We start from the raw sequence: 21674 nt of genomic DNA, 5'->3' as shown, positions 1-21674 counted from the left end.
ACAGCAAGGAACGCCTTCCGTGGAAATCGTCACGCAGACCCCGACCGTCAAGGCCCCCGCCGAGCGCTTCACCGGCGACGTCCACCTCAACGTGATCGAGACCCCCGCCGAGCCGGCCCGGCTGGCGGCCGCCCTGGTCCGCTTCACCCCCGGTGCCCGCACCCACTGGCACTCCCACGCCAACGGCCAGACCCTCCACATCACCGACGGTGTCGGCCTCGTCGGCACCCGTGACGGCGACGTCGTCCGCGTGAGCGCCGGCCAGACCGTGAAGTGCCCGCCCGGTGAGGAGCACTGGCACGGCGGCACCGACACCACCCTGATGGCGCACATCGCCATGGTCGTCGGTACCGCGGACGGCGACGGCACCACCTGGCTGGAACCCGTGACCGACGAGCAGTACGGCGCGGCGCTCGCCACCGCCACCCGCCGAGAGCCGGCCACCCGCTGAGAGCCGATGCGACGGCCGGTGCGCGAGCGAGGGCGCACCGGCTCGGCGCGCCGTCAGGGACGCGGCGAGGTCCCGTCCCGGTCCACGACGGTGCCGGAGACGGCCGGCCCCGCCCCGGCGGGTCCACCGGGGCCGTCCTGTTCCCGCAGGGCCTTCGCCTCGCTCTTGAAGATCCGGGCGGCCTTGCCCGCCGAACGCGTCAACTCGGGCAGCTTCCTGATCCCGACGAGGACCACGACGACGAGGAGGATCAGGGCCAGTTCACTCATGCCGAACATCGTGTGCTCTCCCGGGGGTGACGGCGGCCGATCGGCGGACCGGTGACGCACGTGAATCTACATTGATGTAGAAGTCTCTCCTGGAGCATGACGCTCAACAAGTCCGCCTTCCGGCCCGCTTGGCCGAGATCGTTCCCCCGCACCCGGAGCAGAGACAGCAGGATGCAAGACCGTCACGACCTCACCGCCGATACGGCGGCCCGGCCCGCCCGTCCGGAGCTCGCCCGCCGCTGCCGCGCCCTCACCGAGGCCCGCTGGTTCGCCCTCACCGTCTTCGCGGTGGTCCTCGCCAACGCGGCACTGCTGGGAGTGGAGACCTACAGCGGACCGGTCGCCGACTGGCACCGCTGGTTACGGCTCGCCGAGCACCTCTGTCTGGCCGCCTTCACCGCCGAGATCCTGCTGCGTCTCGCCGCACACGCGGACCGCCCCAGGGACTTCTTCCGTGACCCCTGGAACCTCTTCGACCTGGCCGTCCTCCTGTGCGCCTTCCTGCCCGTCGTCCGCGAGAACGCCACCGTCCTGCGGCTGCTGCGCCTGGCCCGTGTCCTGCGCACCGCCCGCTTCCTGCCCCAGCTCCGCGTCGTCCTGGTCGCGGTCGCCCGCAGCCTGCCCGGCGCGCTCGGTTTCCTGCTCGTCGGTGCCCTGCTGCTGTACGTGTACGCGATGGTCGGCTGGGTGTTCTTCGCCCGCCACGACCCCGAGCACTACGGCTCCGTCGGCCGCTCGATGCTCACCCTGTTCCTGCTCATGACCCTGGACGGCATCGGCGACGCCGTCCGCGCCGGCCTCGAAGTGTCCCGTTGGAGCCTCGTCTACTACGCCTCCTACGTCCTGATCGCCTCCTTCGTGCTGGTCAACGTCCTCATCGGGGTGGTGCTCACCTCCCTGGAGGAGGCCAAGGAGAAGGAAAGGGAGAGCGAGGAACCACCGCCCCTCCCCGGGCGGCAGGCGTCCGACGACGCAGCCCCGCTCCTGGACCGCATCACCGTGGCCCGCCACGCCCTGGACGAACTCGAACGGGAACTTGCCCGTACCACGCGGCTCCGGTCGGTCCCGGCCCCTGCCCCTGTTCCTGCCTCGGTCCCGGTCCCGGTCCCGGAGCTGACGGCGGAGGCCGGGCCGCCGGCCAGGTCGTGACGCGGGTGTTCTCCCCGGACTCGGGCCACCCCCGCACGGAGGGCTCCGCCGGGGTGTGTGAGGGTGGGATCCGCCGGGCCGGCTGCGTACGTACGGGGGTTTGTGTGAGCCAGGTGCTTTATGGCGAACGGTCGTGGAATCCGCTGGCGCGGACCGTGGAGCTGACCGGGGACCGTCTGCGGACCGGCGGCAGGACGATGCCGCTGGGTGAGCTGAACCTCGGCGCCACGGCCGAGACGTTCCAGCGGGGGTACTGGCTCGGGGGCGGCGGGACGGAGCGCCCGCTGGAACGACTTCCGGAGGGGACCGGAGTCGTCCCGGTGACCCGTGTCACCGGCACCGCCGTGCCGGTGAGGGTGCGGCAGGCCGCGGATTTCGCCCGCACGCTGGGGGAGTTGGCGGTAGAGCGCTGCGGCGGGCCCGACGGGGTGGCTGCCCTGGGAGCCAGGGCCCGGGCCGAGGGCGTACCGCTGTGGATCGCGCGGCGCTTCGCGCCCGGGCCCGCGGGCCCGATCACCGTCGCCGTGGACCGGCGCCTGATGCGCGTGGACGTCTGGGGACCGCACGCCCCCGTCGTGCGGATCCGGGCGCCGCACGGCTTCCACCACCACGCCTCCGAACCGTCCGGGGGCCTGCGTCTGACGATCGGCGACGACGCGGCGGAGATCGTTCTGAAGAAGAAGCTGCGCAGGTCCAGGAGTTCCGTGGAAGTGCGACTGCCCGGGCGGCACTGGGTGCTGCGACGGGAGAACGCGGCGAGTTCGTGGCTGCTGCGCGATGAACGGAGGGTGGCGCTGCTGACGCGTCCTCCACGCCGGCCGGTGCCCGAGCCGGGTTCGGTACTGCTGCCGCTGGCACCCGTGCGGTACGAGGGCCCCGATCCGCTGGACGCCGTCATGGCGCACGCTTTCGCCGTTTCGTTCGGGCTCGGCGACACGACGGGCCTGGCACGGTTCCGATCGGAGCGGCGTCCGGTGAACGGGGGCGAGCCGATCGCCGCCGACGAGGCGTGGAACCGTCCCTGGTTCAGCAACCTCGGGCAGGGGAGGGACGACAACGAACCCGGCGGCGCCGACGGCTGGGGCGCGGACGGCGGCGAGGCCGGGGACGGCGGCGGGGGCGACGGCGGAGGCGGGGACGGCGGCGGGGGTGGTGACGGCGGAGGCGATTAGCCGGCGGCCTGCGCCGTCCCCGCGGACCGGGGAGCGCTTCCCGCGCACGACCGCCGTCCGGCCCGGTCCTCCGCCCCCCGCGGCGTCGGTGCCGGACGCGCGGGCCGGAAAAGAGCCGGTGCCGGTGCGGCGATCGGGAGCGTGAAGGAGCGGGGAAGGAGCGGGGCACGCCCGGTGCGCGCCTCGTGACGGCAGGTCTCCGAGCCGCGGTGGGCGCCCGGAGGGCGGTGTGCGCTCCCGGCGCCCGGCTCGCGGTCTCCGGACCTAGAAGAACCCGAGCTTCTTCGGTGAGTAGCTGACCAGCAGGTTCTTCGTCTGCTGGTAGTGCTCCAGCATCATCTTGTGCGTCTCGCGGCCGATTCCCGACTGCTTGTAGCCGCCGAACGCCGCGTGGGCCGGGTAGGCGTGGTAGCAGTTCGTCCAGATGCGGCCCGCCTGGATCGCCCGTCCCGCGCGGTACGCCGTGTTGATGTCCCGCGTCCACACCCCGGCGCCGAGGCCGTACGACGTGTCGTTGGCTGTCTTGACGGCGTCCTCGAAGTCGTCGAAGGATGCCACCGAGACGACCGGGCCGAAGATCTCCTCCTGGAAGATCCGCATGCGGTTGTCGCCCTCGAAGATGGTCGGCTGGACGTAGTAGCCGCCCTTCAACTCGCCGTCGTAGTCGGCGCGTTCGCCACCAGTGAGGATCTTGGCGCCCTCCTGGCGGCCGATGTCGATGTACGACAGGATCTTGCTGAGCTGTTCGCCCGACGCCTGGGCGCCGATCATCGTGTCGGTGTCCAGGGGGTGTCCGGGCCTGATCAGTTCGGTGCGGGCGACGGCGGCCGCCATGAACTCGGCGTAGTTGCCGCGCTGGACCAGTCCGCGCGACGGGCAGGTGCACACCTCGCCCTGGTTCAGCGCGAACATCGTGAAGCCCTCCAGGGCCTTGTCGCGCAGGTCGTCGTCCTTCTCCCAGACGTCGTCGAAGAAGATGTTCGGCGACTTGCCGCCCAGTTCCAGCGTGACCGGCTTCAGGTTCTCCGCGGCGTACCGCATGATCAGACGTCCGGTCGACGTCTCGCCGGTGAACGCGACCTTCGCCACCCGCGGGCTGGACGCGAGCGGCTTGCCCGCCTCCTCGCCGAAGCCGTTGACGATGTTCACCACGCCCGGCGGCAGCAGGTCCGCGACCAGGCTCATCCAGTAGTGCAGCGAGACCGGTGTCTGCTCGGCGGGCTTGATGACCACCGCGTTGCCGGCGGCGAGGGCCGGCGCGAGCTTCCACGTCGCCATCAGGATGGGGAAGTTCCACGGGATGATCTGCGCGACCACCCCGAGCGGCTCGTGGAAGTGGTACGCCACCGTGTCCTCGTCGAGCTCGCTGAGCGAGCCCTCCTGACCGCGGACCGCCCCCGCGAAGTAGCGGAAGTGGTCGATGGCCAGCGGGATGTCCGCCGCGAGCGTCTCACGGACCGGCTTGCCGTTCTCCCAGCTCTCCGCGACCGCGAGCTGCTCCAGGTGGGCCTCCATGCGGTCCGCGATCCTCAGCAGGACGTCGGAGCGCTCGCTCGCCGACGTCCGGCCCCAGCCCGGCGCGGCGGCGTGCGCCGCGTCGAGCGCCCGCTCCACGTCCTCCGCCGTGCCCCGGGCCACCTCGGCGAACGGCTGCCCGTTCACGGGGGACGGGTTCTCGAAGTACCGGCCGCGGGCCGGAGGCACGTACTCGCCGCCGATGAAGTGGTCGTACCGCGCCTGGTAGGAGACGATCGCGCCTTCGGTTCCGGGCGCCGCGTAACGGGTCATGGTGGATGGCCTCCCTCAGCAGCGCTGCCCGCCGTTGGACAGCTCTGCGCGCGAGGCTAGGCAGGCCGACGTTGCGTGCACGTTGCGCGGGGCGGGGCGGGGTGGAGTGGGCGGAGCGGCGGCCGGTGGCGTCCGCGGCAGGGCGCCCGGTGGCACGGCGCGCCGACCGCGCCAAGCCGACCGTGCCGGGCCGACCGCGCCAAGCCGACCGCGCCGGGCCGACCGCGCCGGGCGGGATCGCGTCGCGCCGACGGTGCCGGGCCGGACCGTGTCGGGCCGGGGGAGCCGGTGACGGTCAGCGGCGCGTCCACGGCGCCGGCGCCGCCAGTTCCGACTCCAGTGCGGCCAGCCGGGCCCGTACCGCGGCCGTCGGCCGTGCCGATGCCAGCGCCCGCCACACGTCGATGTCGTCCTCGCCCCACGGCGCGTGCGCCCAGTCGGCGAGCAGGTCGGGGTCCCGGCGGGCCAGCAGGGCGGCGCGCAGGCCCTCGGCCAGGCGGCTGCGGAGCCGTACCACCGCCGGGGCCCGCGACGCCGGCAGCGGCGGCCCGGTGTACGCCGTGATCGCGGCCGTGACCGCCCCGGCCGCCAGCCGCCGTTCCACGGCGGCGACGTCCGACTCGACGGGCGCGGTGAGCCGGTACGGCCGTGAGGCCAGCAGCCCCGGCCCCAGCACCCCGCGCAGCCGGGCGAGTTCGGCCCGCAGCGTCACCGGCGTCACCGACTCGTCCTCGTACAGCGCGCACAGCAGCTCGTCCCCGGTCAGGCCCTCCGGACGGCGGGACAGCAGGAGCAGGAGCTCGCTGTGCCGCCGGCTCAGCCTGATCCGCCGCCCGCCCACGGCCAGGTGCGCCTCGTCGCGTCCCAGCACTGTCAGCTCGGGCCGGTCGGTCGCCGGCCGCTCCGGGGCGAGCAGCGCGAGGTGCGACTCCGCGGCCCGTGCGACCGCCTGGACGAAGCCCAGGCTGTGCGGATGCGCCAGCCCGTTCCCGCCGGTGATGTCCACCGCGCCCAGCACCCGCCCGGTCCGCGGATCGTGCACCGGCGCCGCCGCGCACGTCCAGGGCTGCACCCGCCGGATGAAGTGCTCGGCCGCGAACACCTGCACCGGCCGGTCCAGGGCGACCGCGGTCCCCGGGGCGTTCGTCCCCACCGCGCTCTCCGCCCACCGCGCGCCCGGCACGAAGTTCATCCGCCCCGCCCGCCGCCGCGTCACCGGGTGGCCCTCGACCCAGAGCAGCCGGCCGTGCGCGTCACAGACCGCGAGGAGGTGTTCTCCGTCGGCCGCGAACGTGCCCATCAGTTCCCGGAACAGCGGCATCACCCGCGCCAGCGGATGCTCGGCCCGGTGGGCGCCGAGGTCCGCGTCGGTCAGCTCCACGTCCGCGGTGCCGTCCGGCCCGACGCCCGCCCGCGCCGACCGCCGCCACGAGTCGGCCACCACGGACCGCACCGGTCGCGGCACCCGGCCGGCCCGGGTGAACGCGTCGTGCGCCCGCCGCAGTGTCCGTACACGCTCGGCGGGGTCGGCCCCCGGTTCCAGGGCCACCCAGGGATCGGTCAAGTCGTCCTCCGGAGGGCGATGCGGCTGGGGACATCGTCACGCCGGGGGTCCGTCCCGACAACCGTTTGGACCGGGGTCACCCGAAAGAGGGGGAGCGGGCGCGACCCGCGGGGGCCGTGCGCTCCGGCCGCGCCGGCGCGGCGGCCGGTGGCCCCGGGCCCTCAGCCCCGCCCCGCCACTCCCGCCGGGTCGTCCAGCACCGCCCGCACCACGGAGTGCGCGGCGCCGAGCAGCGGACCCTCCGGGCCCAGCCGGGAGACGGCCACCGGCCGGGGCGGGCCGGCCGTGCGGCGGGCGAGTTCGGACTCCAGGGACGGCAGCAGCCAGGGCGCCAGCCCGGCGAGGGCCCCGCCGAGCACGACGGCCTCCGGGTCCAGCAGGTTGAGAGCCCCGGTGAGGGCGACGCCCAGCGCCGTGCCCGCCTCGCGCAGGGCACCGCGCACGTGCTCGTCGCCGTCCGCCGCGCGACGGGCGAGCAGTCCCACGCGGTCCCCGCCCGGTTCCAGGCCCGCCGCGCGCAGGACCGCCTCCTCGCCGGCGTACTGCTCCAGGCAGCCACGGCCGCCGCACCCGCAGGCCGGCCCGTCGGGACGGACCGGAACGTGCCCGAGTTCCCCGGCGAAGCCGCGGGTGCCGCGCAGCAGGCTGCCGTCGACGACGAGTGCGGCGCCGATGCCGATCTCCGCCGAGACGTGCAGGAAGTCCCGCGGGGTGTCCGCGCCGAGCCAGAGTTCCGCGAGGCCGCCGAAGTTGGCCTCGTTGTCCACGGTCAGCGGGAAACCGCCGGGCAGCAGCGCACCGAGGTCGACGTCGTGCCAGTCCAGGTTCGGGGCGCGCACGACGGTGCGGGCGTCCCGCCCCACCAGTCCGGGAACGGCCACCGCGAGCCCCGCCGGCCACAGTCCCTCGCGTTCCCCGTCGGCCACGACCCGCCGCACGAGCGCGGTGAGTTCACCGAGCACCGGTTCCGGGGCGCGGCCCCGGTTCGTGCCGTGCCGTACGGCGCGCGCCCGCACCTCGCCGCGCAGGTCGACGGCGCAGACCGCGAGGTGGTCCACGCCGATCTCCGCGCCGATGCCCGCCGGGCCGCGCCCGCTGACCGCGAGCGCCGACCCGGGCCGCCCCACCCTGCCCGGCCGCTCGGGGCCGAGTTCCTCGATCAGGCCGGTGCGTATGAGTTCGTCGACGAGCGTCGAGACCGCCGCGCGGGTCAGGCCGATGTGCGAGGCGACCGCCGCCCGCGACAGCGGTCCCTCGGCACTGACGGCGTGCATCACCCGGGCGAGGTTGCGGCGGCGCATGCCCTGCTGGGTGTCGGGCAGCGTGCGTCCGGGGCCGGACGGGCGGGCCTCGTGTGGCGGTGCGCTCATGCCTGAGTCGATCCTCAGTGGGTGTCCGCGCCCCGCTCCAGCAGCGGGGACGCGTCGGAGAGTACCCCGGCGATCCTGGCCAGGGCCGCCTCGTCCCGCTCCACGGCGTCGAGCACCGGACCCCGCGCGGTGTCCCAGCGCCGGGCGACGGCGGCCGGGTCCTCCCCGGTCAGCAGACCGGCCGCCTGGGCCGCGGCGCCCAGGGCGACGAGTTCCCTGGCGTCCGGGATCTGCACCGGCCGTCCGGACAGCCGGCGCACGGTCTGCTGCCAGGCCGTGCCGCGGGCGCCGCCGCCGATCAGCAGCAGCGGGGCGGAGCGGTCCGCGTCCTCGTCGAGGACCAGGTCGAGCGCGCCGAGCAGGGAGTGCACGGCACCGTCGTAGGCGGCCTGGAGCAGCTGGCCGGCGGTGGTGTCGTGGCGCAGGCCGTGCAGCAGGCCGGAGGCGTTCGGCAGGTTCGGGGTGCGCTCGCCGTCCAGGTAGGGCAGGAGCGTGAGGCCGGCCGCGGGCTCGACGGCCTCGCGGTCGAGCCCGAGCAGGGCGGCGACGCGGTCGACGGCGAGGGTGCAGTTCAGCGTGCACGCCAGCGGGAGCCAGGCGCCGTGCGCGTCGGCGAAGCCGGCCACCGTGCCCGTCGGATCGGTGGGGCGCCGCTTGGACACGGCGTACACCGTGCCCGAGGTGCCCAGGCTCAGCACCGGAGCGCCGGGGCGCAGCCCGAGGCCGAGCGCGGCCGCCGCGTTGTCCCCGGTGCCCGCGGCGACCAGGGTGCCCTTGGAGAACGGCAGGTCGTGACCGTCGCGCACGGTGCCCGCCACCTCGCCGGGCCGCACCACGCGCGGCAGCAGCGCCGGGTCGAGGCCGACACGGTCCAGGATCTCGTCGTCGTACGCCTCGGTCGAGGACGCCCACCAGCCGGTGCCGGACGCGTCCCCGCGGTCGGTCGTGCCCTCGCCCGTGAGACGTTCGGTGAGGTAGTCGTGGGGGAGGCGTACGGCCTTGGTCGCGCGCAGGGCCTCGGGCTCGTGCTCGGCGAGCCACGCCCACTTGGTGACCGTGAAGGAGGCGGCCGGCACCGAGCCGGTGCGCTCCGCCCAGAACTTCGCGCCGCCCAGTTCCTCCGTCAGCCGGCGGGCCTGCGGGGCCGAGCGCACGTCGTTCCACAGCAGCGCCGGACGCACCGGTTCGCCGTGCCCGTCCAGCGTCACCAGCCCGTGCTGCTGGCCGCCGACGGCCACGGCGGCCGCTTCGCGCGCCGCGTCACCGCACTGGCGCAGGGCCTCGTGCAGGGCGTCCCACCACTGGCGCGGGTCGCTCTCCCGGCCGGCGCCGGAGGACACCGTGTGCGGTGCCTGACCGCTCGCGACGACCTGGCCGGTGGCCGCGTCGACGACCAGCACCTTGGTGGACTGGGTGGACGTGTCCACGCCGACGACGAGCGGACCCTCGGCTGCTGACATCGGGATCTCCCTAACTTTTTCCGCGGCTCCGCGGGATCTGACTTCCCAGAGATGCTTCCGCATACTAATTTGTAAACGGCCATGACGAAATAGTCAGCGAGCCAGTCTTCAAGCAAGGAGCCGCGGCATGAGCTACCAGCCCACCCCCGACGACAAGTTCACTTTCGGTCTGTGGACCGTCGGCTGGCAGGGACGCGACCCGTTCGGTGACGCCACGCGGCGTGCCCTGGACCCGGTCGAGACGGTGCAGCGCCTGGCCGAGCTGGGCGCGCACGGCGTGACCTTCCACGACGACGACCTGATCCCCTTCGGGTCCTCCGACAGCGAGCGCGAGGAGCACATCAAGCGCTTCCGCCAGGCCCTGGACAGCACCGGCATGAAGGTGCCGATGGCCACCACCAACCTCTTCACGCACCCCGTCTTCAAGGACGGCGCGTTCACCGCGAACGACCGCGACGTGCGCCGCTACGCGCTGCGCAAGACCATCCGCAACATCGACCTGGCCGCCGAGCTGGGTGCGAAGACCTACGTCGCCTGGGGCGGGCGCGAGGGCGCGGAGTCCGGCGCCGCCAAGGACGTGCGCGTGGCCCTGGACCGGATGAAGGAGGCCTTCGACCTCCTCGGCGAGTACGTCGTCGAGCAGGGCTACGACCTGCGCTTCGCCATCGAGCCCAAGCCGAACGAGCCGCGCGGCGACATCCTGCTGCCCACCGTCGGGCACGCGCTGGCGTTCATCGAGCGCCTGGAGCGCCCGGAGCTGTACGGCGTCAACCCCGAGGTCGGTCACGAGCAGATGGCGGGCCTGAACTTCCCGCACGGCATCGCCCAGGCGCTGTGGGCGGGCAAGCTCTTCCACATCGACCTCAACGGACAGTCCGGCATCAAGTACGACCAGGACCTGCGCTTCGGCGCCGGTGACCTGCGCTCGGCGTTCTGGCTGGTCGACCTGCTGGAGAGCGCCGGCTACGAGGGCCCCAAGCACTTCGACTTCAAGCCGCCGCGCACCGAGGACCTGGACGGCGTGTGGGCGTCGGCCGCGGGCTGCATGCGCAACTACCTGATCCTCAAGGAGCGCGCGACCGCGTTCCGTGCCGACCCCGAGGTCCAGCAGGCCCTGCGCGACTCCCGTCTGGACCAGCTGGCCCAGGCCACCGCCGCCGACGGACTGCAGGCCCTGCTCGCCGACCGTTCGGCGTTCGAGGACTTCGACGCCGACGCGGTCGCCGCCCGCGGCATGGCCTTCGAGCGCCTCGACCAGCTCGCCATGGACCACCTGCTCGGCGCCCGCGGCTGACGGCACGCGCGCGTGGGTGCGTCCGGACGCGTCCGGTGCCCGCACGCGCGCCGCTCGTCCCGCACGCGCGTGGGCGGCTCACCCCGACGACTCACCTCCCCGGCACACGCACGCGCGTCGCTCACCCCTCGCACGCGTGTGCCGTCGAGGGGTGAGCGCGCGTGCGCCGTCGAGCACGCCGTGCCGGTGGCCCCGGGGGGGAGCGCGCCGGAACGACGCCGTCCGTGGCATGAGCCGGTATCGACTTCGCCGCGGGGGTCGCGCGGCGGCGCGTCCACCGCGATCCTGGACGCCATGGCCATGCCGCCCGTACCGCCCAAGCCGCCCGGCCCGCCGGGTGACACGCCGCCCCCGGGCGGCTTCGGACCGCCCTCCCCGGGCTTCGGCCCCGATCACGGCGCGGGAGGCGGCGACCGGCCGCCGCCCCCGCCGCCCCCCGCGCCGCCCGGCCCTCCAGGCGGCCCCGGAAGACGCAGGAACCCGCTCTTCGCCGTACTGGCACTGCTGGCCGTCGCCGCGGCCGTCGTGGCCGTGGTGCTGACGGCCTCCGGCAATGACGGCCCATCCGACGACGACGCGCCGGCGGGCACGGGTTCCTCGTCCGCCCCCTCGCCCCGCCTGCCGAGCGGGCTGCCCAGCGGGTTCCCGACGGAGCTGCCGTCCGGGCTGCCCAGCGGGTTCCCGACCGAGTTGCCGTCCGAGTTGCCGTCCCGGCTCCCCAGCGGGCTGCCGAGCGATCTCGAGTCCCTCCTGCCGTCCCTGGGGGAACTGCTCCCGTGACCCTGCCGTCGTGCGGCACACGCGCGGGGGACCGCGTGCCGCACGGCGCGTCACCGCGTCGCGCGCAAGGCGCTGTGCCGCATCGCGCGCGACGGCGTGTGCGGCACGCACGCGCATCGCACGCGCATCGCACGCGCGAGCCGTCGCCGCCCGGCCGCGCGCCGCCCGACCCGCTGCCGACGACCTGCGGTCAGCGGCCCGCGGTCACCGGCCGGCCGTCACCACCCCCTCGGCAGGCGCACGTACGTCACCTTCGTCTCGATGCCGCTGTCGACCAGCCGCCCCCGGGCGTCGAACGCGCCCGCCCCGTCGGTCATCCCGAAGTCGTTGTCGTTGATCAGGGCGAGCGTGTCGTGGTTCACGAGGGCGACGCCCTCGATCTTGCCGGGCACTCCGGCGACCGTGCCGAGGTCGACGACCAGCCGCTTGGAGAGCACCGGGACGCCCGCGGCCGCCGGGTCCGCCAGCTGTTCCAGCGACGGCGACGCCGCCTCGTCGTCCCAGCGGCCGCCCAGGATGTCCGCCCCGCGGTCCAGCCGGACCAGATGCAGGCGGGCGGCCCTGTCGGTCCGTTCCTCGACCAGCAGCCGGTCACCGCCCACCGCGACGACCGAGGAGATCTTGAGCTCGGAGGTGTCGTCCTCGCCCGGGTCGACCACCGCCACCGGGTCGAAGCGGTACGCGTACTCGGCGGTGACCGCCTTCTCCTTCGGCGAGAAGCGCAGCAGACGCACCGTGCGCGAGGCCTCGCCGGCGTCCTTGTCCGGCAGTGACAGCGGGCTCTGCACCGCCAGCACGAGGTCCCCGCCCGGCAACTGCGCGAGCCCCTCGAATCCGCGGTTGACCTTGCGGTGCAGCAGCACCCCGGGCAGCGCCTCCACCACCGGATAGCCGGCGCCCGTCAGGTTCAGGCCCTCGGGCACGTAGCGGGTGAGGACCCTCCCGCGCGCGGAGACGTGGACGAGCGAGGGCCCGTACTCGTCGACGAGCCAGAAGCTGCCGTCCGCCGCCGGAACGACGCCCTCGGTGTCCAGACCGTTCGGATCGAACGGCAGCGGCGTGCCCGCGTCGTAGGAGTACGGGGCCTCGTCGCGTTCCGCCTGGTTCGACAGGCCCGTCACGGGCTTGCCGGACGAGGTGGTGAGCGGGATCGACCGGAGCACCTCGATCGTGTCCCCGGACACCTTGATCCGGACGATCGCCGGATCGAAACCGGGCACCGGGAACGTCCGCCGCTTCGTACCGTCCACCTTGATCTGGCCGTTGGGGCCGCGGTCGGTGACCGTCCAGTACTCGCCCTTGCGGCCCGCCGGGTGGATGTCGCTGCCGATGCCGCCGAGGTCCACGCCCCGGTCGTCGGCGACGGTGCCCGGCAGGAGCGCGTTGCTGAACGTCCCCAGCGGGATGTCGCCGAGCGTCGCCGTCGCGGTGACGTAGGCCTTCCCGGGCCGCGCGTGGGCGGACGCCGGTCCGGCGGTGGTGAGGGCGGCCAGCACGACGAGCGGTACGACCGCCGCGACGGAACGGTGGACCGCGCGTCGGCCGGGGGCATGCGGGGACATCGAGCCTCCTGAGGAGCATCCGTGGTGACAGCGGACAGAGTCGGTTCACCCGCGGAACGCCGTGCGACGCCCCGGTGAACGCGTGCCGTCGGCCGACCGTCGGTCCCGCCCGCCCCCACCGGCGCGGCTCCCTCTCAGGAGGGCCGTTCCTCCCCGTCGGACCGCATGGAGGCCAGGGCCGTCGCCGGATCCCCGCACGCGTCCCCGGCCGGCACCCAGCGCCCGCGCTCCTTGCGGTACGGCCACCAGCGGCCGTCCCGCCCCAGACGCAGCTGCCCGGCCGACCCGATCGCCGTCCACCGGTTGCCCCGGGCCCGCAGTGCAGGCCGCTCGTCCTGCGTCCAGGCGGCGTCCAGGGCGGCACGCGCGCGTGCGAGAGCCTCGCCCTCGACGGTCCACTCCTCCTCGAGCACCGCCAGCGCGGCCCGGCCCCCGATCCGCCAGGCCCGGACGGCCGCCTCCAGCCGGTCACCGCCCCGTCCGGAACCGGCGGCGAGCCGGTCCCACACGGGGCACGGCACCGCGGCGTCCCGGGGACCGTCCGCCGCCAGCCGCACCGCGTCCTCACCGACCGTCAGCCCTTCGGCCGGAGCGCGCCGTTCCGTCCCGTCCGGCCCGCCGCGCAGAGCCTCCGCGAGCAGGGCACGGGCCCGTACGGCCGTGCGGGCGGCCAGAAGCTCCAGCGCGGCCGGTTCCACCTCGCCGGGGGGCGGTGCCTCGGTGTCCGACGAGGGGGGCACGCCGGGACGGACCGGCAGCTCGGGAACGGCGGGCAACGGAGGCAGGGCATGCCCGGCGAGGTACGCCTCCAGCGCGTCCACGCCCTCCCGCGGGGCGGGCGCGGTCCCGGTGGGCGCCGTGGCCGTGCCGCGGGCCTGCAGGTCGGCGAGGAGGGCCTGTTCGGCGCCGCCGCGCAGAAGCAGCAGGACGAACGGATCCTCGTCGAGCAGCCGCGCCACCTGGTGGCACAGGGCCGTCGTGTGACGGCAGTGGTCCCACGCGCCGCAGCCGCACTCCGCCTCCAGGTCGCCCGGCCCCGGCAGCAGGTCGACGCCCGCCGTCCCCGCGTCCTCGACCAGGTGCGGCGGCAGCTCACGGTCGAGCAGCGCTGCCACGTGTCCGGCCCGTTCCGCTGCCAGGTCCAGGAACCGGTCCCACTGGCCGTCCGTCAGGACGTCGAGCAGCACGTCGGCCCGGTGTCCCGTGCCGTCACGGTCCTTGACGACGGCCGTGACCCGCCCGGGCCGCACCGACACGGAACCCACGGCGCCCGCGCGCGCGAGCTTGCGGCCCGTGCGCACCTGTTCGCCGTCCAGCGCCCCCTCCTCCAGGGCGGCCAGCCACGCCCGCCCCCACCACGACCGCGCGAAACCTCCTCCCCGCGCGGGAGGCAGTGCCTGAAAAGTGCGTTCCCGCCCGCTGTCGTGCGACTTCATCGCGTTCCCCCTCGCAGTTCCACCAGCTCGGCCAGTTCGGCGTCCGACAGTTCCGTGAATCCCGCCTCCGCGGAGCCGAGCACGGCGTCGGCGAGTTCGCCCTTGCGGCGCAGCATGTCGGCGATGCGGTCCTCGACCGTGCCCTCCGCGATCAGCCGGTGCACCTGCACCGGCCGGGTCTGGCCGATGCGGTGGGCCCGGTCGGTGGCCTGCGCCTCGACGGCCGGGTTCCACCAGCGGTCGTAGTGCACGACGTGCTCCGCGCGCGTCAGGTTGAGCCCGGTCCCGGCCGCCTTGAGCGACAGCAGGAACACGGGCACCTCGCCGTCCTGGAAGCGCGCCACCATGGCCTCGCGCTCCGCGACGGGCGTGCCGCCGTGCAGGAACAGGGTCGGAACCCCCCGCGCGGCCAGATGGCGTTCGAGGACCCGTGCCATGCGCACGTACTGCGTGAACACCAGGACGCTCGACCCCTCGGCGAGGATCGTGTCGAGCAACTCGTCCAGCAGTTCGAGCTTCCCGGAGCGCCCGGCCGTCCTCGGGCGTTCCTCCTTGAGGTACTGCGCCGGGTGGTTGCAGACCTGCTTGAGGCCGGTCAGGAGCTTCACGACCAGCCCGCGTCGTGCCATGTCGTCCGCCTCGGCGATCGCCGCGAGCGTCTCGCGCACCACGGCTTCGTACAGACCCGCCTGCTCCCCGGTCAGGGACACCGGGTGGTCCGTCTCGGTCTTGGGCGGCAGCTCGGGGGCGATGCCCGGGTCCGACTTGCGGCGGCGCAGCAGGAACGGGGTCACGAGCCGGGCGAGCCGTTCGGCCGCGGCAGGGTCCCCGCCTTCCTCGACCGCCCGGGCGTACCGGGTGCGGAACGTGCCCAGCCGGCCCAGCAGTCCGGGGGTCGTCCAGTCCAGGATCGCCCACAGCTCCGACAGGTTGTTCTCGACCGGCGTGCCCGTGAGCGCCACGCGCGCGCGTGCCCCGATCGTGCGCAGCGCTCGCGAGGTCTCGGCGTACGGGTTCTTCACGTGCTGCGCCTCGTCCGCCACCACCAGCCCCCAGGACACCTCGCCGAGCCGGGCCGCGTCCGTGCGCAGGGTGCCGTAGGTGGTGAGGACGAACTCCCCGTCGGCCAGGTCCGTCAGATCGCGGCGCGGCCCGTGGAAGCGGCGCACGGGTGTGCCGGGGGCGAACTTCCTGATCTCCCGCTGCCAGTTGCCCAGGAGGGACGTCGGGCAGACCACCAGGGTGGGACCGGTGGCCGAGGGATCCGTCCGGCGGTGCAGGTGGAGGGCGATCAGGGTGACGGTCTTGCCGAGGCCCATGTCGTCGGCCAGGCAGCAGCCGATCCCCAGGGACGTGTTCCTGACCAGCCGGCCCAGGCCGCGTCGTTGGTAGTCGCGCAGCGTCGCCCGCAGCGCGGCGGGCTGTTCCACCGGTTCCTGCTCCTGCGGGCTCGCCAGCCGTTCCCGCAGGACCGCGAGCCATCCCGTGGGCCGGACCTCGACGCGGCGGCCGTCGACCTCGGTGGAGCCCGCCAGAGCGGCGCCGAGCGCGTCGATCGGCGTCACCTCGCGGTCCCGCAGGGCGTGGGCGCGACGCACCTCCCGCGGGTCGATCAGCGCCCACCGGTCGCGCAGCCGCACGAGCGGCCGGTTCGCCTCGGCGAGGCGGTCCAGTTCGTCACGCGTGAGGTGCCGGTCGCCCAGCGCGAACGACCAGCCGAGGGTGAGGAGCGCGTCCGCGGACAGCGACGACGGCGTGTCCGAGGCGGCCCGGTCCGGTCCGGTGACGTCGTCGGGCGGGCCCACCACCGCGCGGGTCGTGAAGGTGCGTGCCAGTTCCCTGGGCCAGTGCACCTCGACTCCCGCCGCGGCCAGCGCCCGCGATCCCTCGTCCAGGAGTTCCGCGACCTCCTCGTCGACCAGATCGACGGCGTCCGGGACGGCCGCCGACAGCAGGGGCGTGAGCGCGGGCCACGCGCGGGCGGCACGGCGCAGGGCGAGGAGCACGTCCCGGCGCGCGTGCGGCCCGAACGCCGGCCGCTCGGCACCGGCGCCCCGCCAGATCTCGCAGGCGTCCGCGAGAAGCGCGGGATCGCTCACGCCGTGCACCTGCGGCACGGCGCGGAAGGACGGCGCCGCCTCCTCGGCACCCGGGGTGAGCCCCGAGACCTCGATCCGCAGCGAGACCCGTACGCCGGCGTCGTGGCCGGCCGCCACGTCGGCGGCCCAGGCCCGCAACTGCGGCACGTGCAGGGGCTCCGGTGCCGCGTAGGCCGGTCCGCCCGTCAGGAGCGGTGCGGCGGGGGAGCGGGGGAGGGTGTCCGCGACCGCGTCCAGGAAGGCCCGCAGCAGCTTTTCCTGGTCCGGCAGCCGCAGGGGCGGGACGTCGTCCAGCGGCCGGGCGTGCGCCTCGGGAGGCATGGCGGCTGCCAGCCGACGCACCCGCTCGACGTCGTCCGGCCCCAGGGGGCCCGCGCGCCAGGCGTCGTGATCGTCCGGGGAGAGACCGGGCAGCAGCAGCCCGCGCGCGGTGAGGTCCAGGGCCGTCAGGGCCGCCGCGCCCCAGAAGGCGACCGCCCGGTGGGCCTCGGGAAGGCCACGCGCGCGGGTGAGGACGGGCAGCGCCTCGTGCACCGGCAGCAGCACGGCCGGTACGCGGACCAGTTCCACGCCCGCACCGTGGGGGCGGACGACGGACAGGTCCTCCGGTGAGCCCGGCCCGAGGACGGGCGGGGCCCCGCCGTCGTACTGCCAGAAGGCGAAGCGGCCGGTGCGCGCGGGGACACCGGGTACGAACACGGCGGGCCGGCGCGCCAGCTCCACGATCTCGGACGCCGTTCCCGCGGAGACCCATTGCACGGAGATATCTGCTCCTCAAATTTGACTACCGGGGTTCGGCGGCCGAGAGTACAACACTTCGCCACCGGACGCGTCCCACTGTCCGAAGACGTCGGGAAGACGCGCGGACGAGGGATCTCAGGGGCGTCTCGGGGTGGACGTCAGGGGCGTCTCAGGGCTGATGCTGGAACCGGGCGCCGCACAGAGCCGTTTCTCACAGCAGAGAGCGGCAGTGGCCGCGGAGGAGGCGACGCACATGTCGAAGAACGCGAAGATCGCCGCAGGGGGCGTGGCCGTAGGGCTCCTGCTGCTGATCTGGCTGCCCTGGTGGGCGGCCCTGCTGATCGTGCTGGGGGTTCCGGCCGTGGCGTACCTCGCGCTGGACCCCTCGCAGCGGCGCAGGCTGCGCCGGGTCACGCGCAAGGAGATCGGCCGCTGATCCGCGGGGGCCGCGACGCGGCCCCCGCCGTCCGGCACGCGTGCGGCCTCAGCTGGGCCGTACGGCCATCTTGTCGAGCGCCTCGAGCAGGCCGGGCAGTTCGGGTCCCCGCCCCACCGGCAGCACCTCGCCCGGTTCGTCGTCGAGCAGGACGAAGGCGATGTCGTCGGTGCGGGCCACCAGCGACCAGCCGGGGCCGTCCGCGCGCAGCGTGCGCGCGTCCCCCGGAGCGAACGACGAGCGCACGCGCCCCAGCGGAGGCGGTGTCTCCACGTAGGCCCGGACCTCCGTGAGGACGCGCCGGACACCGGCGTGCCCCGCCGGGCCGTCCCCGTCTCCCTCGTCCTCGCCCCCGCCGTCGGTCGACTCGGCCGCCTCCGCCCCTTCCGGCGCGGGCGCGAACTCGGCGTCGTCGATCTGATCCCGCCACAGCGCCCACTGGAGCGCGATCTCGTCCGCGCCCAGCCGTCGCTGCGCAGGCCCCCAGGTGGTCGTGTCCGGCGGGCGCAGGGCGGGATCGTCCGTCGTCTCCGGCCCGGGGTCGTGGGGCGCCGGCACACCGGGCGCCGCGACGGCCACCGCCAGGGGCCAGCCGGGCAGAGCGGCGACCACCGTCCGCTCGTCGGGCGACAGGTCGTACTCCATGCCGCAGTCCCACGACGCGATGGCGACGGCCACCAGTGACACGTCGTCGACGACGACCGTCCACCGGGCGCCCTCGCCGTCCTGGCCCAGCACCAGGCCGTAGCCGTCGGCGAGCGGCGCGAGACCGAGCGCCGCGCAGGCCTCCGGGTAGTCGTCGCCCAGCACACTCGGGAACTTCGCCGGCGTCAGCAGCACCGCCGTGAGCACGTAGAGCGCATCGTCCGCGGCGGCGACGGCGTCCTCTTCCGTCCCTGCCATCCCAGCCTCCCCATCGGTTCGTCCGTCGGCGCGCACCCTAGTGCGGCGAGGAGGCGCTTGTCACGACTCCCCGACCCGCCCGGAGCTGCAGTTTTCCCACCGGACGGGGGCGAATCACCCTCCGGTCGCCGGCAGTGTCACGTCGGCGGCAGCCCGAGAAGAGCCCGCGCCACCGTCCGCGGTGACTCGTCGCGCTCACGCGCGAGCGCGATCACCGCCCGGCACGCCAGTTCGTTGACCCCGAAGGACAGGGCCTCGGGGGACACCCAGCCCGCCGCCTCCTCGATGCCGTCCTGATCGTCCTCCGCGCCCGCCGCCACGTACGCGGCGGCCGCCTCGAACAGGTTGGGCGCGCGCCTCGTGCCGGACACCCCCGGCTCTCCGGCGGGACGCGCCTCGCCCGGACGCGGCCGCCCGCGCGGGGTGCCGAGCAACCGCTCCCGGATCCTGCCGACCGAGTCGAACATCGCCGACCGCCCTTCCCTCGCCTGGTTCCACCGACCGAGCGTCCGCCGGACGTCACTCACAGTAGAGTCGGAGTTCCGGCGGCAGAAGGGGGACGGAGCGGTGAAGCGCTACGAGAGGCTCGAACGGATCCGGCGCATGGACCCCGTGACGGAGGCCTCCGAGATCTACCGGCTGACCGTCGCCCACGAGTTCCCCTGGGACGTCACCCGAGCCCTGGAACTCGCCCTCTACCGCACCTACGCGGTGCCGAGCATCGGCGGTCTGCTCGCCCGCACGGCGGAACTCACGGAGCACGCGCAGAAACGCTACGACGACACCGCACTGCTCCTCGACGCCGTCGTCGAGCACGGATTCGACAGCGAACAGGGCCGCACGGCCGTCCGCCGCATCAACCGCATGCACCGCAGCTACGACATCACCGACGACGACATGCGCTACGTGCTCTGCACGTTCGTCGTCGTGCCCAAGCGCTGGATCGACGCCTACGGATGGCGCAGGCTGTCCCGCCACGAGATCGTCGCCTCCACCGTCCACCACCGCACCCTCGGACACCGGATGGGCATCAAGGACATCCCCTCGTCCTACGAGGAGTTCGAAGCCTGCCTCGACGCCTACGAGGAGGCCCACTTCGGCTGGGACGAGGGAGCACGGGCGGTCTCGGACGCCACCCTCGACCTGATGGCCTCCTGGTACCCGAGGCCGCTCGCCCCCGTCCTGCGCACCGCCACCCTCGCCCTGCTGGACGAACCGCTGCTGCGGGCCTTCCGGTACACCCCGCCCGGCCCCGTCACACGCGCGCTGGTCCGTCGGGCCGTACGCGCGCGTGGACGTGCCGTCCGACTCCTCCCACCGCGCCGCGCACCGCACTTCGCGCGCCAGAACCGGGAGATCAGGAGCTATCCCGACGGCTACCTCCTCGAGCGGCTGGGCACCCGGCCGACGCCCGGACTGCGAGGCTGCCCCGTACGACACGGCGGAGGCCCGGCCGCCGGGTGACCTCGGCGTCGCGCGCGGCCGGGCGAGTCCGGCCCGTGACCGGGGCCGACAGCCTGAGAGCGGGGGCGTACGGGCCGAGGACGGGCCGGCCACCGGGCGCGACGTCGGGTCCGACGACCCCGACGCCGTCGTGGGGGCGGTCGCCGCGAACACGTGAGCCTCAGCCCTCGCGCACGGCCAGCGCCAGGAACCGGGCGTCCTCGTCGGCGTACGACGTCATGCGCCACCCCGAGCCCGCGAGCAGCGGCCGCAGGTTCGGCTCGGCGCGCAGGTCGTCCGGGGTGACACTGCGGCCCTGGCGTGCCGCGAGGGCCGCCCTGCCGATCGGATGGAAGAGCGCCAGCGCGCCGCCGGGGCGGACCACCCGCGCCAGTTCACGCAGGTCCCGCGAGGGGTCGGGCAGATGGGCGACGAGACCGGCGGCGAACACGGCGTCGAGCGAACCGGAGAGCAGGGGGAGCGCGGTGACATCGGCGAGCACCAGCCGCCCGGCGCGGTCACGTCCGGCCCGCACGGCGGCTTCCAGCATCGCCGGCGTCAGATCCGCCCCGACGACGACCCCGGAGGGTCCCACGGCGTCGCGCAGCGCCGGCAGGGCCCGTCCGGTGCCGCAGCCCGCGTCGAGCACGCGGTCGCCCTCGCGCAGACCGAGTTCCGTGACCGCGGCCGCGTAGGCCGGGCCGTCGTCGGGGAACCGGCTGTCCCAGTCCGCCGCGCGCGGGGTGAAGAACTCCTGGACGTGTGTGTGGTCGTCGCTCATGTTCCGCATGATCCCGCACCGCGCGGAGGGCGTCCCCGTGTCCACGGCGGGCGGACGCGCGGACAGGCGAACGGGCGGACGCACGGCCCCGGGCACGGGACGCCGGCGGAGCGGGCCGCGCACGGTGCGCGTCGAGATGATCTGCCTGCCCACGATGCCGGTCCTCCCGCTCCCGGTCCCGAGGGCCCGCGTCACCGTCACGACGGCCCAGGACATCGTGGTGCTCGCCGGCCCCCGGAGGCAGGAGGACCGCCTCCCCTCCGTCGACCACGTCCAGCATCGGCACATCCCCTTCACGGTGGCCGTCGACCGCTTCGCCGGAGCGCGCCCCTACGACGCTCCGGAGGCGTCCCGCGCCCTCGACCTGGACCGGGGACCTCCGGTCGTCCCGTGCGACGCCCGCGGCCGCAACTCGGGGAAGGAGGTGCCGATCCGGTTCGTCGGGCACGCCGGACGGACGCGCACCGCCCGGATCCTCGACTCGGTGAGCCGGGGGCCGCCCTCCGCGTCAGTCCGCCACGGCCCTCTGCGCCAGGACCTTCTCGATCCCGACGCGGACCAGCAGCTCGCCCGGGACGCCGTTGCGGGCGCCGAACGCCTCGGCCCGGTCCTCCCCCATGTACCGCGCCGCGATGCGGGTCGCCCACAGCCGCACCTGGTCGAGGTCCTCCGAGATCCGGGCGCGCCCCTGCAGCACCACGAAGTCGAACGGCGGCCGGTCGTCGTCCACGCACAGGGCGACCCGGCCGTCCCGCGCCAGATTGCGCCCCTTCACCGTCTCCTTGCCGGTGTTGAACACCACCTCGTCCCCGTCGAGCAGGAACCAGACGGGGGCCACGTGCGGGCTTCCGTCGGCCCGCACCGTCGACAGCTTCGCGGTGCGGGTGCCCTGCGAGACGAACGCCCGCCATTCCTCGTCGGTCATCTTCTGTGCCATGCCCCCATCCTCCTTGCCCGGCGGCCGGAGGTGGGGAAG

Annotated in this window: 19 protein-coding genes; 7 read left to right on the top strand and 12 right to left on the bottom strand. The window is 74.7% G+C overall.

All coding sequences use genetic code 11. The features are described 5' to 3' along the window. The first annotated feature begins 19 nt into the window (after positions 1-19). A complete protein-coding gene (locus tag ACZ5FU_RS31595) occupies positions 20-451 on the top strand; it encodes a (R)-mandelonitrile lyase (RefSeq protein ID WP_469047566.1) in 432 nt (143 codons plus the stop codon). A 53-nt stretch (positions 452-504) separates the two neighbouring features. Here the strand turns inward: ACZ5FU_RS31595 and ACZ5FU_RS31590 are convergent, their stop codons facing one another. Further along, the gene (locus ACZ5FU_RS31590; RefSeq protein WP_451527604.1) at positions 505-720 is read right to left on the bottom strand and encodes a twin-arginine translocase TatA/TatE family subunit; all 216 of its coding nucleotides are present in this window, start codon (positions 718-720) and stop codon (positions 505-507) included. Between the two features lie 171 nt (positions 721-891). Between ACZ5FU_RS31590 and ACZ5FU_RS31585 the strand changes: the two genes are divergently transcribed. Then, positions 892-1869, top strand: coding sequence for an ion transporter (locus ACZ5FU_RS31585; protein ID WP_469047565.1), 978 nt, complete (start codon positions 892-894; stop codon positions 1867-1869). A gap of 104 nt (positions 1870-1973) precedes the next feature. Then, positions 1974-3041, top strand: a complete 1068-nt coding sequence (locus ACZ5FU_RS31580) for a hypothetical protein (RefSeq protein WP_469047564.1) — start codon at positions 1974-1976, stop codon at positions 3039-3041. Positions 3042-3305: 264 nt separating this feature from the next. Here ACZ5FU_RS31580 and exaC read toward each other — a convergent pair whose 3' ends face one another. The 4 genes from exaC to xylB form a co-directional block, all read right to left on the bottom strand. Further along, the gene (gene exaC, locus ACZ5FU_RS31575; RefSeq protein ID WP_451527601.1) at positions 3306-4829 is read right to left on the bottom strand and encodes an acetaldehyde dehydrogenase ExaC; all 1524 of its coding nucleotides are present in this window, start codon (positions 4827-4829) and stop codon (positions 3306-3308) included. Between the two features lie 295 nt (positions 4830-5124). Next, a complete protein-coding gene (locus ACZ5FU_RS31570; protein ID WP_451527600.1) occupies positions 5125-6393 on the bottom strand; it encodes a GAF domain-containing protein in 1269 nt (422 codons plus the stop codon). 161 nt (positions 6394-6554) lie between these two features. Next, positions 6555-7763 (bottom strand): ROK family protein, encoded by a 1209-nt coding sequence (locus ACZ5FU_RS31565; RefSeq protein ID WP_451527599.1) that lies wholly within the window; start codon positions 7761-7763, stop codon positions 6555-6557. 14 nt (positions 7764-7777) lie between these two features. Next, entirely contained in the window at positions 7778-9223 is a 1446-nt protein-coding gene (gene xylB / locus ACZ5FU_RS31560; RefSeq protein ID WP_468645284.1) for a xylulokinase, read from the bottom strand. Positions 9224-9350: 127 nt separating this feature from the next. Here xylB and xylA point away from each other — a divergent pair, with 127 nt between their 5' ends. Both xylA and ACZ5FU_RS31550 read left to right on the top strand, forming a co-directional pair. Next, on the top strand, positions 9351-10517 hold the full coding sequence (gene xylA, locus ACZ5FU_RS31555; protein ID WP_451527597.1) for a xylose isomerase: 1167 nt from the start codon (positions 9351-9353) through the stop codon (positions 10515-10517). Between the two features lie 294 nt (positions 10518-10811). Further along, the gene (locus tag ACZ5FU_RS31550) at positions 10812-11297 is read left to right on the top strand and encodes a hypothetical protein (protein ID WP_451527596.1); all 486 of its coding nucleotides are present in this window, start codon (positions 10812-10814) and stop codon (positions 11295-11297) included. Between the two features lie 218 nt (positions 11298-11515). Here the strand turns inward: ACZ5FU_RS31550 and ACZ5FU_RS31545 are convergent, their stop codons facing one another. The 3 genes from ACZ5FU_RS31545 to ACZ5FU_RS31535 all read right to left on the bottom strand — a co-directional run bounded on the left by ACZ5FU_RS31545 (position 11516) and on the right by ACZ5FU_RS31535 (position 17153). After that, positions 11516-12859 carry an esterase-like activity of phytase family protein gene (locus ACZ5FU_RS31545; protein WP_468837348.1) on the bottom strand — a complete coding sequence of 448 codons (1344 nt, stop codon included), beginning with the start codon at positions 12857-12859 and terminating at the stop codon, positions 11516-11518. 134 nt (positions 12860-12993) lie between these two features. Then, the gene (locus tag ACZ5FU_RS31540) at positions 12994-14295 is read right to left on the bottom strand and encodes an SWF or SNF family helicase (protein WP_469047563.1); all 1302 of its coding nucleotides are present in this window, start codon (positions 14293-14295) and stop codon (positions 12994-12996) included. Further along, on the bottom strand, positions 14292-17153 hold the full coding sequence (locus tag ACZ5FU_RS31535) for a DEAD/DEAH box helicase (protein ID WP_468837354.1): 2862 nt from the start codon (positions 17151-17153) through the stop codon (positions 14292-14294). The genes ACZ5FU_RS31540 and ACZ5FU_RS31535 overlap by 4 nt, the downstream gene beginning before the upstream one ends. A gap of 235 nt (positions 17154-17388) precedes the next feature. On the opposite strand from ACZ5FU_RS31535, the gene ACZ5FU_RS31530 reads away from it, so the two are divergent. Continuing rightward, positions 17389-17571 (top strand): hypothetical protein, encoded by a 183-nt coding sequence (locus ACZ5FU_RS31530; protein WP_363090317.1) that lies wholly within the window; start codon positions 17389-17391, stop codon positions 17569-17571. A 48-nt stretch (positions 17572-17619) separates the two neighbouring features. On the opposite strand, the gene ACZ5FU_RS31525 is transcribed toward ACZ5FU_RS31530, so the two are convergent. Further along, entirely contained in the window at positions 17620-18474 is an 855-nt protein-coding gene (locus ACZ5FU_RS31525) for a hypothetical protein (protein WP_451527592.1), read from the bottom strand. A 137-nt stretch (positions 18475-18611) separates the two neighbouring features. Continuing rightward, complete coding sequence (locus ACZ5FU_RS31520; protein WP_451527591.1) at positions 18612-18941, bottom strand: hypothetical protein; 330 nt, start codon at positions 18939-18941, stop codon at positions 18612-18614. 100 nt (positions 18942-19041) lie between these two features. Here ACZ5FU_RS31520 and ACZ5FU_RS31515 point away from each other — a divergent pair, with 100 nt between their 5' ends. Continuing rightward, positions 19042-19938 (top strand): oxygenase MpaB family protein, encoded by an 897-nt coding sequence (locus ACZ5FU_RS31515; RefSeq protein WP_451527590.1) that lies wholly within the window; start codon positions 19042-19044, stop codon positions 19936-19938. 160 nt (positions 19939-20098) lie between these two features. Here the strand turns inward: ACZ5FU_RS31515 and ACZ5FU_RS31510 are convergent, their stop codons facing one another. Further along, positions 20099-20698 (bottom strand): class I SAM-dependent methyltransferase, encoded by a 600-nt coding sequence (locus ACZ5FU_RS31510; RefSeq protein WP_451527589.1) that lies wholly within the window; start codon positions 20696-20698, stop codon positions 20099-20101. 508 nt (positions 20699-21206) lie between these two features. Further along, positions 21207-21635 carry a PPOX class F420-dependent oxidoreductase gene (locus tag ACZ5FU_RS31505; RefSeq protein WP_366058440.1) on the bottom strand — a complete coding sequence of 143 codons (429 nt, stop codon included), beginning with the start codon at positions 21633-21635 and terminating at the stop codon, positions 21207-21209. Between the last annotated feature and the right edge of the window lie 39 nt (positions 21636-21674).

Source organism: Streptomyces sp. NPDC031554 (assembly GCF_055580685.1).
This window is presented reverse-complemented; position numbering and strand designations above follow the sequence as displayed.